The sequence below is a fragment of the Paraeggerthella sp. LCP19S3_G8 genome, assembly GCF_052119225.1.
GTDB lineage: Bacteria > Actinomycetota > Coriobacteriia > Coriobacteriales > Eggerthellaceae > Paraeggerthella > Paraeggerthella hominis.
In genome coordinates this window covers 283,511-302,478 of record NZ_JBQKFQ010000003.1, presented here as the reverse complement: position 1 = coordinate 302,478, position 18,968 = coordinate 283,511, and the positions used below count along the sequence as shown (strand labels likewise).

Genomic DNA, 18,968 nt, shown 5'->3' with positions numbered 1-18,968 from the left:
GTGTGCTCCTTTTTGCTCATGCGGTGAGGTTGTCGTGCATTCGTATATGCTACTAAAAGAGTATCATTGAAGCAAGGGGGCTTTACCGAGCAGACGCGGCAGCCAGCTTGGTCATAGCGGCCACCAACAGCGACCCGTTTTCGGAGCGAGCGAATTCATCGGTATACAGCGCGTAGAAATCGGTACGCAGCGGCAGATCCTCCAAGACGAACGTGCGGCATTCTTCCCGTTCGTCAAGCCCGAACCGGGGAACGAGCGTCGTGGGAACCACGCCGATGCTGTCTTTGAAATCGTACGTGAAGTACTCGAAATGGTCGGAGAACCCCATGGTCTTCAGATCAACGTCGGCGCCGCGCAAACGAAACCGGTCCGCCACCCCATCGCGGATATAGCCCCGGTAGATGTCGGGAGGCAGCATGACGGCCATCCCGTCCAGGTCACGAGCGCGAACAACATCTTGATCGAACAGCGGGTTTCCCTGCGTAACAAGCAGTCGGATTTCCTCTGACCCCAAGCGAAATCCCTGGATGCCTTCGGGATACGCGCCGCGATCGTCCTTGGAAACATAGCTTTTCGCGCCTGCAACCACAATGTCGTTCGTTGCATCCCTAAGCGCCTCGACCGTGCTGCACGGTCCGTTAACCGTCACGATGTCGATGCGCTTCATAGGATAGCGACGCTGCACTTCGCAGCGCGCCTTGTACAAAATGGTCTCCAGCCAAGGCAGATTAGTCTGGGCAACCGTAACCGTCAAAAGATTGTCGGCCATGTTTTGATAGTCGTCCACCAGAGCATGAACGAAGTCCAGAAGCTTCGCTCCCGACTGCACGAATTGCTTTCCCGCAGGAGTCAAGACCACCTTGCCTTGGGATCTCCCCACCAGAAAGCACCCAAGCTCGTCTTCAAGCGCGTGAATATGCTCGGTTAACGTCGGACGCGTGATGAACAGCCTTTTTGCAGCCGCCGAGTAGTTCGCATCTTCGGCAAAAACCAAAAACTCTTCCACATACCGTGTATCCATCGGTGTCCCCTCCCTGGTCCAACGACGAACAGTTGTAAAGAAAATTTTACACCCTCTTACCCGTTTTGGACAGCGCCCCAAAAATACCTTCGCCCTATGCGAAAAGGCTTCAGGTGCGGGCGAGGAACCGGGCATACGATGGCGATACGCGCCGTGCGGCATCGAAAGCAAACTCGCTCGACCCGCGAATAGGACGGCGTGCTTCAACTCGGCTGGGGAGCCGAACAACGCAGGGAAAGGGGATCGACCATGGAACTTGACCGTAGAAGCTTTCTGAAAGGCGCCGCGATCTTGGGAGGAACCGGCGCGCTTGCAGGCTTGGCAGGATGCTCGCCGCAGGGCGGCGCCTCCACGTCCGCAACTACGGCGGGCACGGGAGCGCAAGCAAACTTCGAAGCAGCCGCAGCGCCCATCGACCCGGTGGAGCCCCCTTCAACATGGGACGAGGAAACCGAGGTCGTCGTGGTGGGATCGGGCGCGGGAGGAATGAACGCATCCATTCGATTGGCGCAAGCAGGCTATCGCGTCCTCATGCTGGAGCGCAACGAAGAAACAGGAGGCAACTCGAAGCACTCGTCGGTGTTCTCCAACTTCGGTGGGCACAAGCAAGCCGAAGCTGCTCACTGGGCCTACCCGTCGTACCCCTACGACGTGAACAACATCGTAGAATTCGTCATGGACTGCCAGCAAATGACGGGCGATCCCGATCTTCTTCGAGCTATGGCCGCCGAAGGACCGAAATGCATCGACTGGATGAACGAAAAGGCAAACGCAAAGTGGGTGCCCATGAATCCCTCGCCTGCCGGAAACGGATTGTTGGAATGGGAAGGCATGTCCACACCCACGAACGGAATCAACGTCAACCTCATCCCATTTCAAGAGCTGGAGAAAACCGCTCGGGACGCGGGCGTCGACATCCGCGTCGGCTGCAACGTTGACGAGCTCGTTTTCGACGGGACAAGCGTGCTGGGCGTCAAGACGACGCAGCGGAAAGAGGAGCGCTTCGTCCGAGCGACGCGCGCCGTGGTGCTGACGGCTGGCGGCATGGAAATGAACCGCGCCATGATGGCCAAGTACTCCGCCACCTGCTTGCCCGGCATAGCGAACATCGCCACCCCGCCGAACGGCACCGGAGAATGCATCCGCATGGGACAAGGCGTAGGCGCAGACCTTTCGGGATACGATTCAACCGGTGCGTTCGACGGAGGCGTGTGGTGGCGCGACTACGACGAGTTCGACACCATGATGGACTCCCACATCAACAAAGACGGCAACCAAGCATTGAGGCAGCCTTGGCTGCGCATCAACCGCGACGGCCAGCGCGTACCCTTCATATCCACGTCGGCCACCAGCTACCCGTACGCCACCGACGCCCCTCCGTCGTCGGCAGGGTTGTGCGACACGGCCGCCATCGAGATGAGTCAACCGGGCGGAAAAACGTACTGCTGCTTTGATTCGAAATTCGACCAACTGGTGCAGGACAACTTCTTCGGGCAGGTTATTTGCCGAAAGGCAAAAATAGTGGCAGCCGACGACCCCTTCATCGACCGCGTGCCCGAATGGTTGCGCGACTGGCACACCGGATTCCAGCAAATGATCGACGGGGGAGCCGTCTTCAAGTGCGACACGATAGAAGAGCTGGAAGCAAAGCTTGAACTCAGGCAAGGCGTGCTCACCGATGCGGTACGGCAATGGAACGAAGCGTGCGCGAAAGGCGAAGATTACAGCGCAACCTATCCGTACCCGCCCGAGTGGATGATCGCCATAGACGAGCCCCCGTTCTACGGAGCGAAGCTGGGCGGGCACGTATTCGGCTCGAAAACCGGCTTGCGCATCACGCCGCACATGCAAGTGGTAAGCACGGATGGCAAGCCGATTCCCGGCCTGTACGCAGGATGGCATACCGCAGGCGGTTCTTCGGGCGAGGGCAACCCCGCCGGCAAGCCCCTCACCGGCATGTACGCCGATCTGGGACTTGCATTCGTAGGAGGATTCATGGCAGCTGGCGGCATCATGAGCCAGGACGGCAAGGCCGATAAGTAAATTCCGGGCGCGCCCCGCCGAAGCGAAAGCGCGCCCGGCTTGGAGGGGACGGGGCTTTGCAGCAACCCCGCCCGCTCCAAGCCGGGCGCGCAGCCTGCACAAGAACGCCGCCGAGCCAGTCAACTCAAACCGCTAGAACCACTTGTTGCGCTTGAAGATGATTATCTCCACCGTCACGATCACGATAGCCACCGCTATCAAGACGAAGTAGGACATGCTCCAGCCCAGTTCGGGCATAACCTTGAAATTCATGCCGTACCATCCCGTTATCAGCGTCAAGGGCATGAATATGGACGTGACCACGGTAAGAATCTGCATGACCTTGTTTTGCCGTACGTCTATTTTCGCCTGGTACAGGTTCTTGATTTGCAGAGCATAGTCCAGCAAATCCTGCGTGTCGTCGGCAAGCCGTTGAGACTGATCGGCCAGTATGGTGAAAAGCGCACGATCATCCTCGGTAAGCGCCGAGCTGCGTGCCGTTGCCAAGGTTCGCCCCATGTGAGAATACTGCTTGTAGAAGCGCAGCAATTCCCGAAGCGAACGGCGCAACGACATCACGAATTCCTCGAAGTCTTTCGGTATCTCGTTGACCTCTTCGGACGTGTTCTCCTCAAGCTTGTCCAAACGCTCGAGAACTTCGTTAAGATACGTTGCGTCGTTTCCGATGAGATAGCGCAAAAACTCGAATAGAACTGCGGCTGAACTGGTCTTTTCAAACGTTTGCCGATCGACGTACAGCTTGAACAGCACGGGAAACAACGGATCCTCGGTCGCAAAAACCAAGTGCCCCTCGTCCAACACGTATGCAGCCTCAAGGGGGCGCGCGGCGTGCTTCTTCACCTCCTCGGGAAGCATGTCAACCGGAAGCAAAAGGGTTCCGCTCACGTTCGACGGCAGCACGTCCGCATGACAATGACGCACGAGATTCTCTGCAAAGTCGTCAGACGAACACGCCTCGCCGCACAAGGCGGGATCCCTGCCCACAATGAACACGTCCGCCTGGTCGGAATCGGCAACAGGAACCAGCCGCCCTTCAAGCCGGTACGAGCAAGGAGCTTCGAAAGCATGCGACGCCGCCGAATCGGCTTCGGCCTTTTCGTCCTCATGGTCTTGCTCTTCTTTGATGCCCTGCCAAAACGTTTCCGCGGTGGCACGACGAGCCGCCGCGTAATACAGAACGGGCAAGATCACGGAAGCCGCAGACGAAACAATATGCTGGTACGTAAAGCCCGAAAGCAGACCCGTGGCCAACGAGGAGATCAGCGCGGCGCCAATCAGCCCTAAACCAAGAACCTGGCACGTTTCGGCAGGAGCTTTTCCATGCGCGGCGCGAAAACCCATCGCAGCTGAAAAAATCTGCAGCAAGGATTCCGCTATGCCTATGCCTGCGATTACCGCCACGAACAAGATAACGGTCTCGTTATCAAGGGCCTGCCCGTCGAACAACTGCCTGACGCTTTCGGGGTCTTGGATGATAGCGTCGACGTTAAAAAGCAGGACCAACGCATTAACCAGCCCCAACAACGCAATGACAAGAAGGAGCGCGCTCACAAGGCGCAGCGCTTTAGGGCTTTTCTCTTTTCCGCGATGCATGTATCACCTACATTTTGCTCGATGGACAAGCTCGGCAAAGAAGCTCACGTACGCGAGCACATTGTAAGCCAAGCAATGCGAAAGCCCGCGACGAAGACCATGACGTTACCAAACGAAACGTGCCGCCAGGAAATTCTGACGGCACGTTTGCAATCGCAGCGGCATCGGCCCTGCGACTATTTAGCTTCGAAGCTAAATCTTGTACATGAACTGAAACACGTCTTCTCGCTGAATGATGATCTGCACGCCCAGGTCTTCGCCGACCGCCTCGAGCTTTTCCTGCACGGTATTGAAATCAGCGGCCTTAGTATCAAGCGTGACGAGCATCGTCATCGAGAAGATGTCGTCCAGAATGGTCTGGCTGATATCGTCGATGTTGGCGCCGCACTCGGCAAGGGCCATCGAAACCTTTGCAACGATGCCGCTGCGATCCTTGCCCAAAACGGAAACTACGCACTTCATAAGGTAATCCCTTTCTCGCCTGCATCCACAATCTGCTCGCACCCATAATACCCGACCGCGCGGCCATGTTTCACGTGAAGCACGTGCGCGGCGCCACCAGCTCTAGCGCGCGAAGATAAGCGAAAGCGCTTCGGCCCTGGTAGCTTGGCTCTTTTCAAACGCACCGCGAACGGCGCTCGTCATGGTTTTCGTGCCCGGCTTCTTCACGCCGCGCATGCTCATGCACATGTGCTCGGCCTCCAAAACCACGATGACGCCCTGAGGATGCAGCTCCTCTATCAGCGTGTCGGCGATTTGCGAGGTAAGGCGCTCCTGCACCTGAGGGCGCTTGGCGAACACGTCAACCAGGCGCGCCAGCTTCGACAGCCCGCAAATGCGGCCGTCGGCGGCGGGAATGTAGGCAACGTGGGCCAAGCCGAAAAACGGAACCAGGTGATGCTCGCACATGGAATAGAAGGGGATGTCCCGAACCAGGATCATCTCTTCATGGTGCTCGTCGAACGTGGTTTCAAAATGTTCGGAGGGATCCTCGGTCAAACCGGAAAATACCTCTTCGTACATTTTAGCCACGCGCTCGGGAGTCTTGAGCAAGCCCTCGCGATCAGGGTCCTCGCCCATGCCCTCCAAAATCAGCCGTACGCCTTGTTCTATTTTCGCTCTATCCATACCAAGCTTTCCTTCGTCGTTTTGTCCCAGCATCATAGCATGCATGCCCACAAGCCAAGCAGCAACGTCAGAAATGCTACATTCACCACGGCAAACGTAGCAAGGAAGCGCCCGATGCCAGCCCCTTCGGAATGCAAGTATATCCTCAGCGCGATAAGGCTGGCCAACGACGCGACCGGCGTTCCCAGCCCGCCGATGTCCACGCCGAGCAGCAGGCTTCGCCAATCGGCGGTAAACTCCGAAAGCAACACTGCGGCCGGGACGTTGCTGATAACCTGGCTCGCCGCAATCGATGCCGCCAAGGCGCTTTGGTCCATAAGCCCCTCGAGTGCAGCGCGCACTTCGTCGATGCGCCCAATGTTGCCTGCGAACACGAAAAAGCACACGAACGTGAGCAGCAATCCGTAATCGACCGCCTTGAGCGCGGGCCTATCGAACAGCAGCAGCACCGCCACCACCGCAACCAAAAGCAGCCACGCGTCCATCACGCGCGCGACGGCAAGCAAGCACGCAGCGAACAGCGCGCCGTGCAAAGCCACGCGCCGCACGTCGACGCCCTTCGCCGCAAGGGGCACGACCACGCGAGCGCGTCCCGACCCCGACGCCAACGACGCTGCCGCCAACGCCGCAAAGGCAAGCGCCACGTAGGGAGCGAGCAGCCCCAGAAATTCAGCAAGCCCCACGTCGTAGCGCAGGAACAGGTACAGGTTCTGGGGGTTGCCCACAGGCGTGGCCATGCCGCCCAAGTTCGCAGCCACGGCCTGCAAGACCACGACCCACGCCAAGGAGCGCGTGCGCCCGGCATGCGTCAGCACCAGCACGGCAAACGGAACGAACGCGATCAGGGCAACGTCGTTGGTCACCAGCATAGATGCGAAAAACGGAAGCATGACCAGCGTAAACGACACCACGCGAAACGATCGGTCCCCTTGCAGCAACAGCTTTGCAAGCATGTCGAACAAGCCGCTTGCCTTGCAGCCTGCAACCGTTGCCATCAAGCAGAACAGCAAGATCAACACCCGTGCGTCAATGTACGAAGCGTAGGCGGCATCAAGCGGAACGAACAGCGCGGAAAGCGCTGCGCACAGAAATGCAACGCACAGGACCGGCTCGCGGCGCATACGACGAACAACCCCGCACGCGCACGCCCGAACCCAGCCGCCCGTCAAAGCACCGCGCCTCGCCAAGGAGGGGCGTGCGTTATCAGGCAAGGTCCAATTCCAACCCGACCGGGCAGTGGTCGCTGCCGTACACCTCGTCGTATATGCACGCGCTCGTAATCTTCGGCGCAAGGGAATCGCTCACCAAGAAGTAGTCGATACGCCATCCCGCGTTCGTCTGGCGCGCCTTGAAGCGATAGCTCCACCACGAGTACGCGCCCGTCACGTCGGGATGCAAATGCCGAAACGTGTCGGTGAAGCCCGCCGCAAGCAGCTCGTCGAACTTGCCGCGCTCCTCATCGGAGAATCCGGCTTTTCCGCGGTTCGGGCCGGGATTCTTCAGGTCTATCTCCTGGTGCGCAACGTTCAAATCGCCGCACACGACAACGGGCTTCGGATCGGCGCTATCGCCCGGCTGCGTCAAGGGCAGCTCGGAAATGGTAACGTGCCCCTCTCCCGGAGCAGGGCTTTCAACCGGCACGCCGGCAGGCAAGACGCCCTCTTCAAGCCCCTTGCAGAAATCCCGGAACGCATCGTCCCATTCCATACGATGATCGATGCGCGCAAGCTCGTTTTGAGCGTTGGGCGTGTACACGTCAACGAACCAGAACTGGGGAAACTCGAGCGCCGTCACACGGCCTTCGGTATCCAGATACGGAGAGCCAATGCCGTGAATCACGCGAGAAGGAACCTCCTTGGAAAACACGGCGGTGCCGGAATAGCCCTTCTTTTCCGCATAACTCCAATACTCGCGATACTGCGGCAGATCGAGCGTTGCCTGACCTTCCTGAAGCTTGGTTTCCTGCAAAGCCACAATGTCCGCATCAAGTTCGGACACGATGTCCTCGAAGCCCTTTTTCTGCACAGCCCGCAAGCCGTTCACGTTCCACGATATAAAGCGCATGGGAATCCTTCCCTCGAATTGATCGCGTCCAGTATAGCGGAAGCGCGCGCGAAGCCTGCCGCGGGAAAATGTAACCTTCGCGCTCGGCAAAGGTGGTGCCCGGTCAAGCAAACCGATACTATACGGGCTATCGAATTCTTTCTTGAAAAGAGGACCGCATGGACCGCTTCGCCCGCCACGAAACAGCCCTGCCGCTCGAGCGCACGCCCGAACAACGCCGACTGCACGGCATTGCGGTCGCGCTTGCCGCAGGCATCGCCCTGACATGTGCGCTTTTCCTTGCGCCGGGCTGGGCGCTCGCGCACGAAACGGGCGAATCCCCATGCACGCCCACCGCGGAGCAAAAGGCCGCCTACCTTGCCGACGGCTCGTTCGAAAACCGCTTGGCGTTCGAACAAGCCCTCGAAAACGACCAGCCGAACGACGCGCTTGTGCAGCAGGCCCTCGCACGCCAGAATGCCCAGGACGGCATTGCCCAGCGATCGGTTCCCAGCGTTTGGGCAAGCGGCATGGCCACGCAAGGGAAGGCCCACGTGCTGGCCCTGCACGTCACGTTTCCCGATTGCTCCTTCGAAGCAGGCGACACGGCTCAAGCCTTGCAGGCGCTTATCGGGCCTACGTCCGAAGGAGCCGCCGCCAATCCCGGAGCCGCATCGTTTCCCTACGAAAGCTTGAGCGCGTACTATTACCGGGCGTCGTACGGCAAGCTCTCCCTTACGGGAGAGACGTTCGAGTACCGCGCGCAACACCCCCGGGATTACTACTCGACCAACATAACGGCCCTGTTCGAGGAAGCGCTCAAGTCGCTCGACGACAGCGTGGATCTAACGCGCTTCGACGCCAACGAGGACGGGAAGATCGACGCCGTGTACCTGCGATTCGCCGGGAAAGACACCGGATGGGGCTCGGTATGGTGGAGCAACGAAAGCACCGCCTTCGGCTCGACCGAAACGTACGAAAACGGACGCGTGCGCCTTTGGAACACCGTCACGCTGGCCGAGCCGTCGAACGACGCACACGCCGCGCAAACGCTCATCCATGAAACCGGGCACGTTCTGGGTCTGCCCGACTACTACCAGTACGCGGCGCAGCAGGGAAGCACCGATGCTCGAACGGGGCTTCTCACCTTCGACATGATGATGGACAACCAAGGCGACCACAACGGCTTTTCCAAATGGCTGCTCGGGTGGATAGCCGACGAAGACGTCACGCGCGTGATCGCCAACGAGCAAGGCATCACGGTCAAGCAGGGGCAAACCGTTGTGGAGCAAGCGCCCAGCAACGCGACCGTCGAGCAGGCGCTGGAGCCTTTCACCTCGAACGATCCGACGAAAGCCGGCCGGATAGCCGTCGTCTCGAACCAGGACGAAGGCATGTTCTCGTCGTATTACGTGCTTGAATACGACCAATTCGCCGGGAACCAAAGCGTCTACTACGGCAGCTCTTCCGAGGGAAAGATGCCGCTGCCCTCGGGCTTCCGCCTGTTCCGCGTGCAAGGGGAGCTGACCGCGAACGGAGAGAACTACGCGCACACGAACAGCCACGGAACCGTGTACAACCAGCTGATAGAGCTGGTCGATCCCGACATGAACGAGATCCACACCAACGGCGGCGGCGGGCTTGTCTCTTCAGCCGTAAACGGAACGGGCTACGGCTGCATGCTATACGAAGGGGACACGGTCTCCCCGCGCAGCTTTCCGTCAACCAACTTCTTCGAGAACGTCAACCTGGGCTTTACCGGATTGACCATAACCGCAACCGAAACAGGGGGAGGCGCAGGAAAATTCTCCGTTTCCTACTCTTCCGAAGACAAGCCCGCAGCTCCGAGCGATTTCACGCTGACCCCTGCGTTCAGCACGGTGTCGAACGCGAACAACCTGGTGTTCGAGGCGTCGAGCGCGCCAAGCTTTCCCTTAGGCCCAACACCCCAGCCCACCCTTATCGTAGACGGGGAGCATGCACCCCTTTACGACATCAAAATAGACGGAACCAAGATAACCGTGCCGTTCTTCGTGAACCCCGCCGATCTGAAGCCGACCTCGACATGCGAGATAGTTTTTCCCGCAGGCACGTTCGTGATCGCACGGGAAAACGATGAGGACGTCCTGTCCCCCGAAGTGGGCATCCCCCTTGAAGTCGATGCCCACATGGCAACGATCTCGCAGTCGGGCCAGTATTTCGAAACGGAATACCACGACAGCCAAACCGCTGCCAGCGACCTGTTTTCAGCCTCTGACGGATCTCAGAAGTTCTTCCAGGTGGCAGACGGAAAGCTCAAGTTGCACACGATTGATCCGCAAAGCCCCGGGCACCTTCAAACCGTCGTGGTCGAAGGGGCCGACATGCCCGCCGGGGAAGTGGTGAAGACCCTAACCGCGGTGCCGCTGTCGAACCAGCGCGCATTCCTGGCCACGCCGAACGACGAAACGAAATCATGCGAGGGTTACTGGATAGATCTTGAGCGCGGCGTGGTGGAAGCAACGTGTTCCCTTGGCAGCGAAAGCCATCCAAGGATCATAAGCGCAGATGAAAGCGTCATCATGTTGTCCGCGTACCCGGGGCACACTCCGCAAGGATGGCGAGCCGGCAACCTTTTGACCAAGCTGACGCTCCAAGCGGACAAAACGACCGATGCACGCTACGGCTGGACATCGTTCGACGTGACCGCCCTCGCGGGAAGCGACGCGATCGCCTGCGGAACCATCGACAACGAAACCGGCGCATTGAAAGAAGTGGGCATCGTAGCCGGAACCGACTTGGCTCGAAAGCTTGCCGACAGCACGTACAGCCCCGAAAACGCAAGCGATGGAGGAAACGCGTGCACCTCCGACGTCATGAGCGCCACGCTCCCCCTTGCAGTCGGGCGGTCGCTCCTTGACGTGCAACGCGCTAACGGCGACTATTACGTGCTGCTTTCGGTCCCGTACGACCCTCAAGCAGAGGGAGAGGACGGCTTGCTCGTCCGCTTCGACGACAAGGGCGTCGAAATCGCCCGCGCCGACATCAGCATGGACGCCGCAACAGGAGACGCCTTCAGCCACATGCGCGTTGGGAAGAACGGCGGCATCGCGCTTCTTGCGCGCGGCCCCTTGCCAGCTCAAGGAGCCATAAGGGGCACCGTTCAATTCCTTGATGCCACCATGAATCGAACGGCTTCCTTGTCCACGGCGCCCGTGTGCACGGGCGCTTGGCTGGCAGACGGAAGGTGGCTGGACATAGGCCATGACCTGATGGCGCTGTTCGGGCCTAAAGGCTCGCCCGCCGGCGCAAACGAAGGCGGGCGCGAAAACACATGGCCGGGCGATTTCCTGTTCTACAACATCACGACGCCCCTTGACGTGGATCCTCAGAAGCCGGGCGATCCGCTTACCCCGCCGGTTGCGCCGGACGTTCCGGCCAAGGACGGCGCAGCGAAACCCGAAGACCCGAAAGCCTTGGTGCCAACCGGTGATTCGGCAACAGCGGCAACGCTTGTCGTAGGCGCGCTCGCTATGCTCGCTGGCGGCGCAGCGGCGGCCGCGCGGCGACAGAGGCTATCCGACCGATCCGGCAACGCGCGCTACTTGTGATAAGGCTCGCCGCGCGAGATCTTTTGAGCGCGGTACAGCTGCTCGAGCAGCACCACGCGCGCCAAGTTGTGCGGCAAGGTGATGGGGCCGAACGAGAGCGTTTCGTTCGCGCGTTCGCGCACCGCAGCGCTCACGCCGTCGGATCCGCCGATGACGAAGGAAAGGTCGCTCGTGCCCCCCAACGCCAGCGCATCGATGCGCTTCGACAGCGACACGCTTGAATGCTGCTTGCCCTCGATAGCAAGCAGCAGAACATGGGAGCTGGGAGGAATCGCCGCCACGATGGCCGCGCCCTCCCGCTCGCGCGCGGCGTCCACGCCGCCGGCGCGCGCAGGATCAACATCGGGAATCTCCTTCACGGTTGTCTTCGCGTACGGCTGCAAACGCTTCAGGTACTCGGCGCAGGCGTCCGCCCAGAACCGCTCCTTGAGCTTGCCCACCGCCACAATCGTGAACTTCATCGACTTCCCTTCGCTTTCCTTGTTGCCCGCACGGCTACCGCGCGGCAAGCTTCATCGCACTTGATGCAGCCATGATACCGGAAAGCGCGAGCATCGGGCGGCACGGAAAACTAGTCGCATCACACCTAATGAGAAGATCGATCGGCGTCGGCCGCAGATTCCTTCACGGCTAGCTTGATGGACTTCGTGGGGCAGTTTTCCACGCAATCAAGGCAGAACGTGCAGTGCTCGAGCGTGGTCTTGCCGGAATCCGAGACGTCGATGTCCTCGGGGCACACCGTCGAGCACGTGCGGCAGCCCTCGCGCGATAGGCAGGTTGCGCAGTCGGCAACCGGGCGCACCCCGAACCCCAGCTTCGCACGCAGCTTGCCCACAAGCCCGAAGAAAAATCCCAGCGGACACACGGACGAGCACCAGCGTTTGAACAAGAACAGCTCGGCCACCAGCATAAGCGGAAACACGATCAGCTCCCAGCCCGGCTGCAACAGCACGAACACGCGATTGAACGCCCACAGCGTACCGAACACAAGCCCGATCGGACACAGGAGGCAAAACACCGGGAACCCGACGGCAAACGACACGACCAACAGCACGACCAGCACGATGCCCTGCGTTTTAAGGCCGAGCCCCGAAGCCTCCGCACACGACGCGCAGCCCCCATGCGCAGGCGCCGCGGCATCGTCGTTCGGCGCGCACGATTCGAGCGCGCGACCGTTCGCCGCCTTCCCGCTGCGACCTAGAATGCCGCGAGGCGAACGGCCGCCGAACACGTTTTTCAAAAGCTGCGAAGGGCACAGCCACGAGCAAAACGCCCGGCCGATCAGGAACACGATTGCCAGCACGGCCAGCACGCCGGGCGCAAGCCCCCAAGGAATCGAGCCCGACGCCGCGGCGATCTGCGCAAAGCCAACCAGGCAAAGCGCGCAAAGCGTGCCCGCAGCCGCAACGCCCCCCACATGAGCAAGCGCAACGGCAAGCACCAGCACGCCCGAAGCCACCGCAATACGAACCATCTTCGCGCGCGTCTTCATCGAAGCCCTCCCGCCTCGCGTGTTTTATCCGGGCCGTCGGGATGGACGCCCTTCGTATGCGCGGCAAGTTCCGCGCCGCGCGTCACGGCAACGGTTTTACCCGCTTCCAGCGTGGCCGTATCCACCGCGCCCGTCATCTGAGCCGCTTCGCTGGCGCGCGAAACCACTACGATGCCCTTGTCCGCAACGCCCGCGTTGTACGCTCGCAGCGAAGCCGACGGACACACCTTCTCGCACTTGCCGCAGCCGTCGCAATAGTCGGCGTGCACAAGCGGACGGTCGTTGCCGTCCAGCTCGATCGCGCCTTCGACCGGGCATTCGTCAACGCACACCGTGCATCCGGCCCAGTCCCACGCCACGCACGCGTCCTTCACCACCACGGCAACGCCCAGATCCCGCTCGCGCGGGCCGCCGAAGGAAAGCGCGCCCGTCGGGCACGCTTCCGTGCACTTCATGCAGAAATCGCAGCACCCGTTCTCGAATGCAAGCATCGGCGTGCCGTAGGCCACCAAGCTTTGGGACAGCGGGACCGGGGTCACAATCTCATACGGACATGCCTGCAGGCATCGCTGGCAGCGATCGCACGCAGCCACCAGGTCCGAAGACGACTGCGCGCCGGGCGGGCGCACGAACGCCTCGTCGGCCTGCCGCGTCAAGGCACCGTATCCCCCCAGCCCCACAAGACCCGCGCCCACAACGCCGGCCGCCAAGAATCCTCGTCGGGTAATTTGCTCCGTCATCCCTCTCGCCTCCGCACGCTCTACTCGACAACCTCCGCCACCGCATCAACGTCGGCCTCCAAATACGCCTGCGTAAACGCAGCCAAATCCCCGTAGAACCCGCCGTCGTCGGCCTTCTTCGCATCGACGACGAACCGGTCTATCCAGTTCAACAGGTGGTCGCGCAAGAACGACAGCTGAGCGGACAGGGCGGTTTCGGCGGCCGCGGCGTCACCCTCTCGCAAAGCATCCACCGCCACGTCGCACAAGCGCGCCATGAACGCCAACTCCACGGCCAGATGGTCCTCGGGCTCCGGGAAGTCGGGGGTTTTCGCAAAGCGCATGGCGTGATACAAAGTTCTCACCTGGGCGTATGCGTCCTGCATCATAAGGCCCGACGAGCTGGTGTACACGGATTCGTACGGGAATGCTTTCTGGGCAGTACGCGGGCCCATGCCGAAAAACACCCGGTTGAACGACACGGCAAACCGCTCGAGGTCATCCTCGCCGCAGTTCGAAAGATCGGACTGCAAAAGAGCGAATCCTTCCGCGAGCGCTTTGTCATCCGAGATCAACGCCGGAGCTGCGGCAAAATCGCTCGCGAATGCAGCATCCAGCTCCTTCTCGTAGCAGCGTGACAGCAATGCGTACACGCTTTTGCGGCTCTCGCAAAACTCGATCAAGTTCTCGGTGAGCTCGCTGGTCAAATTCTCGCTCATGATGCTTCTCCTTCTAAGGCAGCCCGACATGACGCCGGGAGGTTCGACATCCGTTCGTTGGTCGTCCTTCGTACCGGAACGCGGCATGGGGGAGGGGGCCTCGATCCGGCACGAGGGACGATCGACGATCCAGGGCGGGGCGCCGGAACGACCCTGAACAGGTCGTTCCGGCCGCCTTGTCGGCTTCATCAGTAAATGAACGACTCCACGCTAGTACCCAAGTCGTACATGATGACGCGCAACGCCACAGCTCCCATGCCCGAGCAGGCGAACGCCGCGAGCAGCCACCAAGCCAGCTTCTTCGGATCGGTTGCGCCCAACCCCTTGTCGCCCTTCGTGGCCTTCATGCAGGCCAAGCCCGTCAAAACCGCCGGAACCACCAAGCCGATCACCACGACCGCGCCCCAGAACAGCAACGCCAGATCGCCCGAGATCAGGCGCTCGATCGAACGCGACGGAGCCTGGTAGGGCGCCATGGCAATCCAGATCACGTACGCCAGCGACGTGATGACCATGACGGCCACGCCCGCCAGAGCCAAGCGCAGCGCGAATCCGCCTTCTTCAGCGGCATTGCCGCGCAGCAGCACCAGCCCGCACATGAGCAGCATGCCCATGCCCAAACCCGCACCCAGGTACATGAGAGGCAGCGTGATGCTGTCCCATGCGGGACGCGCCGCGATCAAGTACGACATGCCGGCAACCACCGGAAGCGCCAACCCCAACACGCCGCCGACCACGCCAAGCGCCTTGCTCGCGCCTGGATAGTCCTTCTTCGCCAGAATCAGGTAGGCAAAGGAAACGATGCCCATGATGGCGACGATGAACAGCTCCTTGGACAAGCCCGATCCCAGGTTGCCCAGCAAATGCGTCGCACGCTCGGGATGTCCCATGTGCAGCACCGACACGCAGCCGCCGACCGCAAGGCAGACGAACGCGATCAAAGCTCCCAGGAAGCGCACGTCCTTGAACTTGCCCTTGAGCTCGCCCACGCCCAGGAACACGAACGCTCCCGAAGTAACGCCCAGGCATACGCTGAAGATCAAAAGGGGCCACTGGATCTCCATGCTTACTCACCGCCCTTCCAAGAGAACTTGTCCAAGCCGTAGTCCACGCCCGGATGGTTCCCTACGTCGGTCAGCTTGTAGGTCTTCTTCGACGCGCGCATCTTGGACGGCGCGGACTCGGGATCGTCCAAATCGCCGAACAAACGAGCCTGGCCGGGGCAATGCTTGACGCATGCGGGCTGCTCGCCCTTGTCGATCAGGTGCGCGCACATGGTGCACTTCTCGATAACGCCCTTGTCGCGCCCTTCGTCGTATGCGCGCACGCCGTACGGGCACGCCATGACGCAATACTGGCAGCCGATGCACTTGCTGTGGTCCACCAGCACCACGCCGTCTTCGCGCTTGTAGCTTGCGCCGGTGGGGCACACGCTGACGCATTCGGGATTGTCGCAATGCTGGCAAGATACGGGCAGGTAGTACATCTCCAGGTCAGGATACGTTCCGGACGGACCCACCGTCAGCACCTTGTTGTAGTACGTGCCCAGGCCCACGCCGTTTTCCTGCTTGCAGACAACCGCACACGAATGGCATCCAATGCAGCTGTCCAGATCGATGGAAATAATGTTGCGGGTCATGCTACTTCGCACCTCCCTTCACCGTCACCTGCGCCACGCCGTTCGCCTGGTCGTCCGAGGCCAGCGTTTCGGCGGAAAGCGGCAGGAATATCTTCAGGTCCTCTTCGTTCATGCAGATGTTCGCAGGAGCGCCGTCTTCGGCCTTGTACACCTTGCACAGGCCGCCGTAGTTGTCCGTGCCCACGGCCGGATCGTAAGGGCCGTTGTTCTCGAACAGCACGTTGCAGTTGCAATCGTACGCGCCGTGCAGGTCGTCGGTGGCTTCGCGCTCGGGGAACCACCAGTCATGCTCGACGTGGATGGTGCCGGGCTTGATGGCCTCGGTCAGGTTCGCGCGCTGCTTGATCTTGTCCACGTAGGTTTCGATGTACACCCAATCGTCCTGCTCGATGCCGTGCTCGGCAGCCGTGACGGGGTTGATGTCCATCGTCGGGAACATGTGGACCTCGCGCAACCACGGGCTGTTGCGATACTCGGTATGGAAGAACGCATGGCTGCGCCCGCCGGTGATCAGGGTGTAGGGGTACTCGTCCAGCAAGTCGGGTCGAGCCAGCGGCGTGATGGGCGGCTCGATGTACAGCGGCAGCGGACCGTTGCCGTACAGCAGCAGGTCCTCCGACCACAGTTCCATCTTGCCGTTGTCCGATTGCGGATGCGGCGGGATGACCTTGCCGTCCGGCGTCTTCGTGCCGGGGAAGCGATACACCGACCCCATCTTGTTGCCGCGGAACATGGTGTTGAAGCCGGGACGGAAGTCGCTCGTTTTGCGCATGAAGCCCGTTTCGTACTTCGGCGCGCCCTTCACGTCGGTCATCTGGACGCCGGTCACGCTGATGCGCTCGCGGAACTCCTCGAAGCTGGCGCAACTCAGTTTCGGAGGCAGCGTCTCAGGGCCCTTCACCATGTAATCGAAGAACTCGTACTTGTCCTTCCAGTACATGTCCACGTCCATGTACTTGGCGAACTCGAAGCAAATGTCCATGTCGTCCTTGCATTCGCCGAGCGGCTTATGGAACGGCTGGCGGATGAGGTACGTGTGGCTGGTGGGATACCCGTGGCCGGAGTGCGCCCACTCCACGCGATCGACCTCGTTGGGATGAGCGGCCGGCAAGATGATGTCGGCAAGCTCGCCCGAAGGCGTCATGTAGATGTCCACGTTCACGAAGAAGTCCAGGTTCTTGAAGCCCTCGACAATCTCGTGGCCGCTTTCGATGGACAGGATAGGCTCGGACGTCTGCTGCCAGTACCCATGGATTTGGAACGGGTCGCCCTTGGCCATGGCCTTCGTGGTGGCCGCGCCGAAACCGCCCTGCTGACCGTAAATAACCTGGCCTCCGGAGTTCTGCGTGGTTTCCTTCAGCTCGCCCGTAGCGTCGTCGGCCACAAGAATCTGCTGGTAGCCGGTGTTCTGGCACACGGACAGCTTCTTGATGTTCCTGGCCGTTTCCATGCGACGCTTGCCCATGCGACCTTCCCTGTTGGGAACCACGTCGAACATGAACGAGTCGTAACCGGTGGCAGGTTCCCGGCCGATGTTCTGGCCGCCCTTCGTGTCGAAGTTGCCGGCCAGCGCCATCATGATGGTGAACGCCTGCGAGATGCCGGACGTGTTGATGGAGAACTCCACCTTCTGACCGCGGCAGAAGCATGCCGCAGGGCTGGCGTCGATGTAGATCTTGATGGCTTCCCGAATCTTGTCCTCGGGCAGTTCGCAGAACTCGGCGGCGCGCTCGACGGTCCACGGCGTGACATGCTCGACCAGAATGTCCCAGCTGGTGCGGTAGGTCTTGCCGTTGATCTCGCGGCTGCCGGAAAGGGCCGGCTTCGCGTCGGGCACGATGTTGCCTTCGGCGTCCAGCCACTGGAACGCCTTCGGGCCGCCCAGGTTCTGCTTGTTCTGCCAGTCGCCGCTCCAGAAGATCAGCTGGTCATGCGCCTCGTCCCAAGCAGGATACAGCTCGTCGGAGCCGCCTTCCTGAATCATGGACTGACGCAACTGGTAGCCCGTGCCCGCTTCGTCGATGAAGAACGGTGCGTTGGTGTACGCCCGCGCGAAATCGGTGGCGCACTTGTCCGAGTGAATGATCTCGTTGATGAAGGCCAGCACCAGCGCCATATCGGAGCCGGGACGGATGGGCAGCCACAGGTCGGCCTTGCTGGCCGTGCAGGTATAACGCGGATCCACGCAGATGACCTTCGCGCCGCGCTCCTGAGCACGTTTGACGGTCAGCCAGTCGTAGTAACCGCGGCTGCGCTCTTGGCGGCACCAGATAAGGATGCAGTTGGTGTTGTTGCCGTCCCATCCGGTGTACTGCGTCTCGTCGCCGTACAAACGCTGACTGGTGAAGTACGATCCCACCCAGCACAGGTTGCCCACGCCGAACGTAGCCGTGCTTCCCAGCTCAAGCCACAGTTTGTTGATGGCCTGGAACTGCAGCATGTCGCGGCCGGTGCCGTACTGGTGAGCAATGGTGTGCCACCCGTGTTCTTCGCCGATCTTGGTGAACCGGTTGGCCGCTTCCTGGTACGCCTCTTCCCAGGTGATGCGCTTCCATTGGCCGGAACCCTTCTCGCCGACGCGCTTCTGCGGATAGCGCACGCGCAGCGGATTGTACAGCTCCTGCGGAATCGCGAAGGCGCGCGAGCACAGCGTTCCCTCGCTGAACAGGTCCGGGTTTCCCTCGATCTTCACCACGCGGCCATCCTTGACGTGTCCGAACAGCGCGCAACGGCCGTAACACTGCCGGCAGGCGCTGGGAATCTTCTTCACGTCGTCGGATCGCGCCGCGTCCGACGCGCCTTGCGCGCTGTCCGCGAGGGCGGTGCCGCTTTGCGACCCAAGCAAAAGCGTGGACGCAGTCGCAACTGCCGAAGCTTTCACGAAGCCGCGGCGGCTCATTTTCAGTGCCATTCCTCCTCCTTTTCCCGCTTCTCCCTTTTCTAGCAGGAGCCGAAGGACTTCTCTGAACGCCCTGCGCAAG

The 18,968-nt window shown here is 60.8% G+C and carries 15 protein-coding genes; 2 read left to right on the top strand and 13 right to left on the bottom strand.

Translation table 11 applies throughout. The features are described 5' to 3' along the window. Positions 1-82: 82 nt before the first annotated feature. Positions 83-1,021, bottom strand: coding sequence for a LysR family transcriptional regulator (locus tag ACTQZK_RS04985; RefSeq protein WP_114566403.1), 939 nt, complete (start codon positions 1,019-1,021; stop codon positions 83-85). Between the two features lie 249 nt (positions 1,022-1,270). On the opposite strand from ACTQZK_RS04985, the gene ACTQZK_RS04980 reads away from it, so the two are divergent. Further along, the gene (locus ACTQZK_RS04980; RefSeq protein ID WP_441898693.1) at positions 1,271-3,064 is read left to right on the top strand and encodes an FAD-dependent oxidoreductase; all 1,794 of its coding nucleotides are present in this window, start codon (positions 1,271-1,273) and stop codon (positions 3,062-3,064) included. A gap of 132 nt (positions 3,065-3,196) precedes the next feature. Here ACTQZK_RS04980 and ACTQZK_RS04975 read toward each other — a convergent pair whose 3' ends face one another. The 5 genes from ACTQZK_RS04975 to ACTQZK_RS04955 all read right to left on the bottom strand — a co-directional run bounded on the left by ACTQZK_RS04975 (position 3,197) and on the right by ACTQZK_RS04955 (position 7,849). Beyond that, positions 3,197-4,657: a CorA family divalent cation transporter gene (locus ACTQZK_RS04975; protein WP_441898691.1), complete on the bottom strand. Its 1,461-nt coding sequence runs from the start codon at positions 4,655-4,657 to the stop codon at positions 3,197-3,199. A 192-nt stretch (positions 4,658-4,849) separates the two neighbouring features. Beyond that, positions 4,850-5,119: an ACT domain-containing protein gene (locus ACTQZK_RS04970; protein ID WP_441898689.1), complete on the bottom strand. Its 270-nt coding sequence runs from the start codon at positions 5,117-5,119 to the stop codon at positions 4,850-4,852. Between the two features lie 102 nt (positions 5,120-5,221). Continuing rightward, positions 5,222-5,785, bottom strand: coding sequence for a GTP cyclohydrolase I FolE (gene folE, locus ACTQZK_RS04965; RefSeq protein ID WP_114566396.1), 564 nt, complete (start codon positions 5,783-5,785; stop codon positions 5,222-5,224). 32 nt (positions 5,786-5,817) lie between these two features. Then, on the bottom strand, positions 5,818-6,996 hold the full coding sequence (locus ACTQZK_RS04960) for an SLC13 family permease (protein ID WP_441898687.1): 1,179 nt from the start codon (positions 6,994-6,996) through the stop codon (positions 5,818-5,820). Beyond that, the gene (locus tag ACTQZK_RS04955; protein ID WP_216530006.1) at positions 6,989-7,849 is read right to left on the bottom strand and encodes an exodeoxyribonuclease III; all 861 of its coding nucleotides are present in this window, start codon (positions 7,847-7,849) and stop codon (positions 6,989-6,991) included. Before ACTQZK_RS04955 ends, ACTQZK_RS04960 begins: the two co-directional genes overlap by 8 nt. Positions 7,850-8,007: 158 nt before the next feature. Between ACTQZK_RS04955 and ACTQZK_RS04950 the strand changes: the two genes are divergently transcribed. Beyond that, a complete protein-coding gene (locus ACTQZK_RS04950; protein ID WP_441898686.1) occupies positions 8,008-11,418 on the top strand; it encodes a peptidase M6 in 3,411 nt (1,136 codons plus the stop codon). Here the strand turns inward: ACTQZK_RS04950 and rlmH are convergent. The 7 genes from rlmH to ACTQZK_RS04915 form a co-directional block, all read right to left on the bottom strand. Then, positions 11,409-11,879 (bottom strand): 23S rRNA (pseudouridine(1915)-N(3))-methyltransferase RlmH, encoded by a 471-nt coding sequence (rlmH, locus tag ACTQZK_RS04945; RefSeq protein ID WP_114566392.1) that lies wholly within the window; start codon positions 11,877-11,879, stop codon positions 11,409-11,411. The genes ACTQZK_RS04950 and rlmH overlap by 10 nt on opposite strands. A gap of 125 nt (positions 11,880-12,004) precedes the next feature. Continuing rightward, positions 12,005-12,910, bottom strand: coding sequence for a 4Fe-4S binding protein (locus ACTQZK_RS04940; RefSeq protein WP_216530008.1), 906 nt, complete (start codon positions 12,908-12,910; stop codon positions 12,005-12,007). Next, positions 12,907-13,650 carry a 4Fe-4S dicluster domain-containing protein gene (locus tag ACTQZK_RS04935; RefSeq protein WP_216530009.1) on the bottom strand — a complete coding sequence of 248 codons (744 nt, stop codon included), beginning with the start codon at positions 13,648-13,650 and terminating at the stop codon, positions 12,907-12,909. The genes ACTQZK_RS04940 and ACTQZK_RS04935 overlap by 4 nt, the downstream gene beginning before the upstream one ends. A gap of 20 nt (positions 13,651-13,670) precedes the next feature. Beyond that, positions 13,671-14,348, bottom strand: coding sequence for a TorD/DmsD family molecular chaperone (locus ACTQZK_RS04930; RefSeq protein ID WP_216530010.1), 678 nt, complete (start codon positions 14,346-14,348; stop codon positions 13,671-13,673). 188 nt (positions 14,349-14,536) lie between these two features. Continuing rightward, positions 14,537-15,412, bottom strand: a complete 876-nt coding sequence (locus tag ACTQZK_RS04925) for a dimethyl sulfoxide reductase anchor subunit family protein (RefSeq protein WP_441898683.1) — start codon at positions 15,410-15,412, stop codon at positions 14,537-14,539. A 2-nt stretch (positions 15,413-15,414) separates the two neighbouring features. Further along, on the bottom strand, positions 15,415-15,987 hold the full coding sequence (locus ACTQZK_RS04920) for a 4Fe-4S dicluster domain-containing protein (RefSeq protein ID WP_114566387.1): 573 nt from the start codon (positions 15,985-15,987) through the stop codon (positions 15,415-15,417). 1 nt (position 15,988) lies between these two features. After that, positions 15,989-18,898 (bottom strand): molybdopterin-containing oxidoreductase family protein, encoded by a 2,910-nt coding sequence (locus ACTQZK_RS04915; RefSeq protein WP_441898681.1) that lies wholly within the window; start codon positions 18,896-18,898, stop codon positions 15,989-15,991. Between the last annotated feature and the right edge of the window lie 70 nt (positions 18,899-18,968).

Excerpts from the sequence above, each read along its gene's own strand:
- ACTQZK_RS04950 (WP_441898686.1), top strand. The coding sequence starts at position 8,008 with ATGGACCGCTTCGCCCGCCACGAAACAGCCCTGCCGCTCGAGCGCACG.
- ACTQZK_RS04915 (WP_441898681.1), bottom strand. The coding sequence starts at position 18,898 with ATGGCACTGAAAATGAGCCGCCGCGGCTTCGTGAAAGCTTCGGCAGTT.
- ACTQZK_RS04980 (WP_441898693.1), top strand. The coding sequence starts at position 1,271 with ATGGAACTTGACCGTAGAAGCTTTCTGAAAGGCGCCGCGATCTTGGGA.
- ACTQZK_RS04920 (WP_114566387.1), bottom strand. The coding sequence starts at position 15,987 with ATGACCCGCAACATTATTTCCATCGATCTGGACAGCTGCATTGGATGC.
- ACTQZK_RS04925 (WP_441898683.1), bottom strand. The coding sequence starts at position 15,412 with ATGGAGATCCAGTGGCCCCTTTTGATCTTCAGCGTATGCCTGGGCGTT.
- ACTQZK_RS04955 (WP_216530006.1), bottom strand. The coding sequence starts at position 7,849 with ATGCGCTTTATATCGTGGAACGTGAACGGCTTGCGGGCTGTGCAGAAA.
- ACTQZK_RS04930 (WP_216530010.1), bottom strand. The coding sequence starts at position 14,348 with ATGAGCGAGAATTTGACCAGCGAGCTCACCGAGAACTTGATCGAGTTT.
- folE (WP_114566396.1), bottom strand. The coding sequence starts at position 5,785 with ATGGATAGAGCGAAAATAGAACAAGGCGTACGGCTGATTTTGGAGGGC.
- rlmH (WP_114566392.1), bottom strand. The coding sequence starts at position 11,879 with ATGAAGTTCACGATTGTGGCGGTGGGCAAGCTCAAGGAGCGGTTCTGG.
- ACTQZK_RS04970 (WP_441898689.1), bottom strand. The coding sequence starts at position 5,119 with ATGAAGTGCGTAGTTTCCGTTTTGGGCAAGGATCGCAGCGGCATCGTT.
- ACTQZK_RS04985 (WP_114566403.1), bottom strand. The coding sequence starts at position 1,021 with ATGGATACACGGTATGTGGAAGAGTTTTTGGTTTTTGCCGAAGATGCG.
- ACTQZK_RS04975 (WP_441898691.1), bottom strand. The coding sequence starts at position 4,657 with ATGCATCGCGGAAAAGAGAAAAGCCCTAAAGCGCTGCGCCTTGTGAGC.
- ACTQZK_RS04935 (WP_216530009.1), bottom strand. The coding sequence starts at position 13,650 with ATGACGGAGCAAATTACCCGACGAGGATTCTTGGCGGCCGGCGTTGTG.
- ACTQZK_RS04940 (WP_216530008.1), bottom strand. The coding sequence starts at position 12,910 with ATGAAGACGCGCGCGAAGATGGTTCGTATTGCGGTGGCTTCGGGCGTG.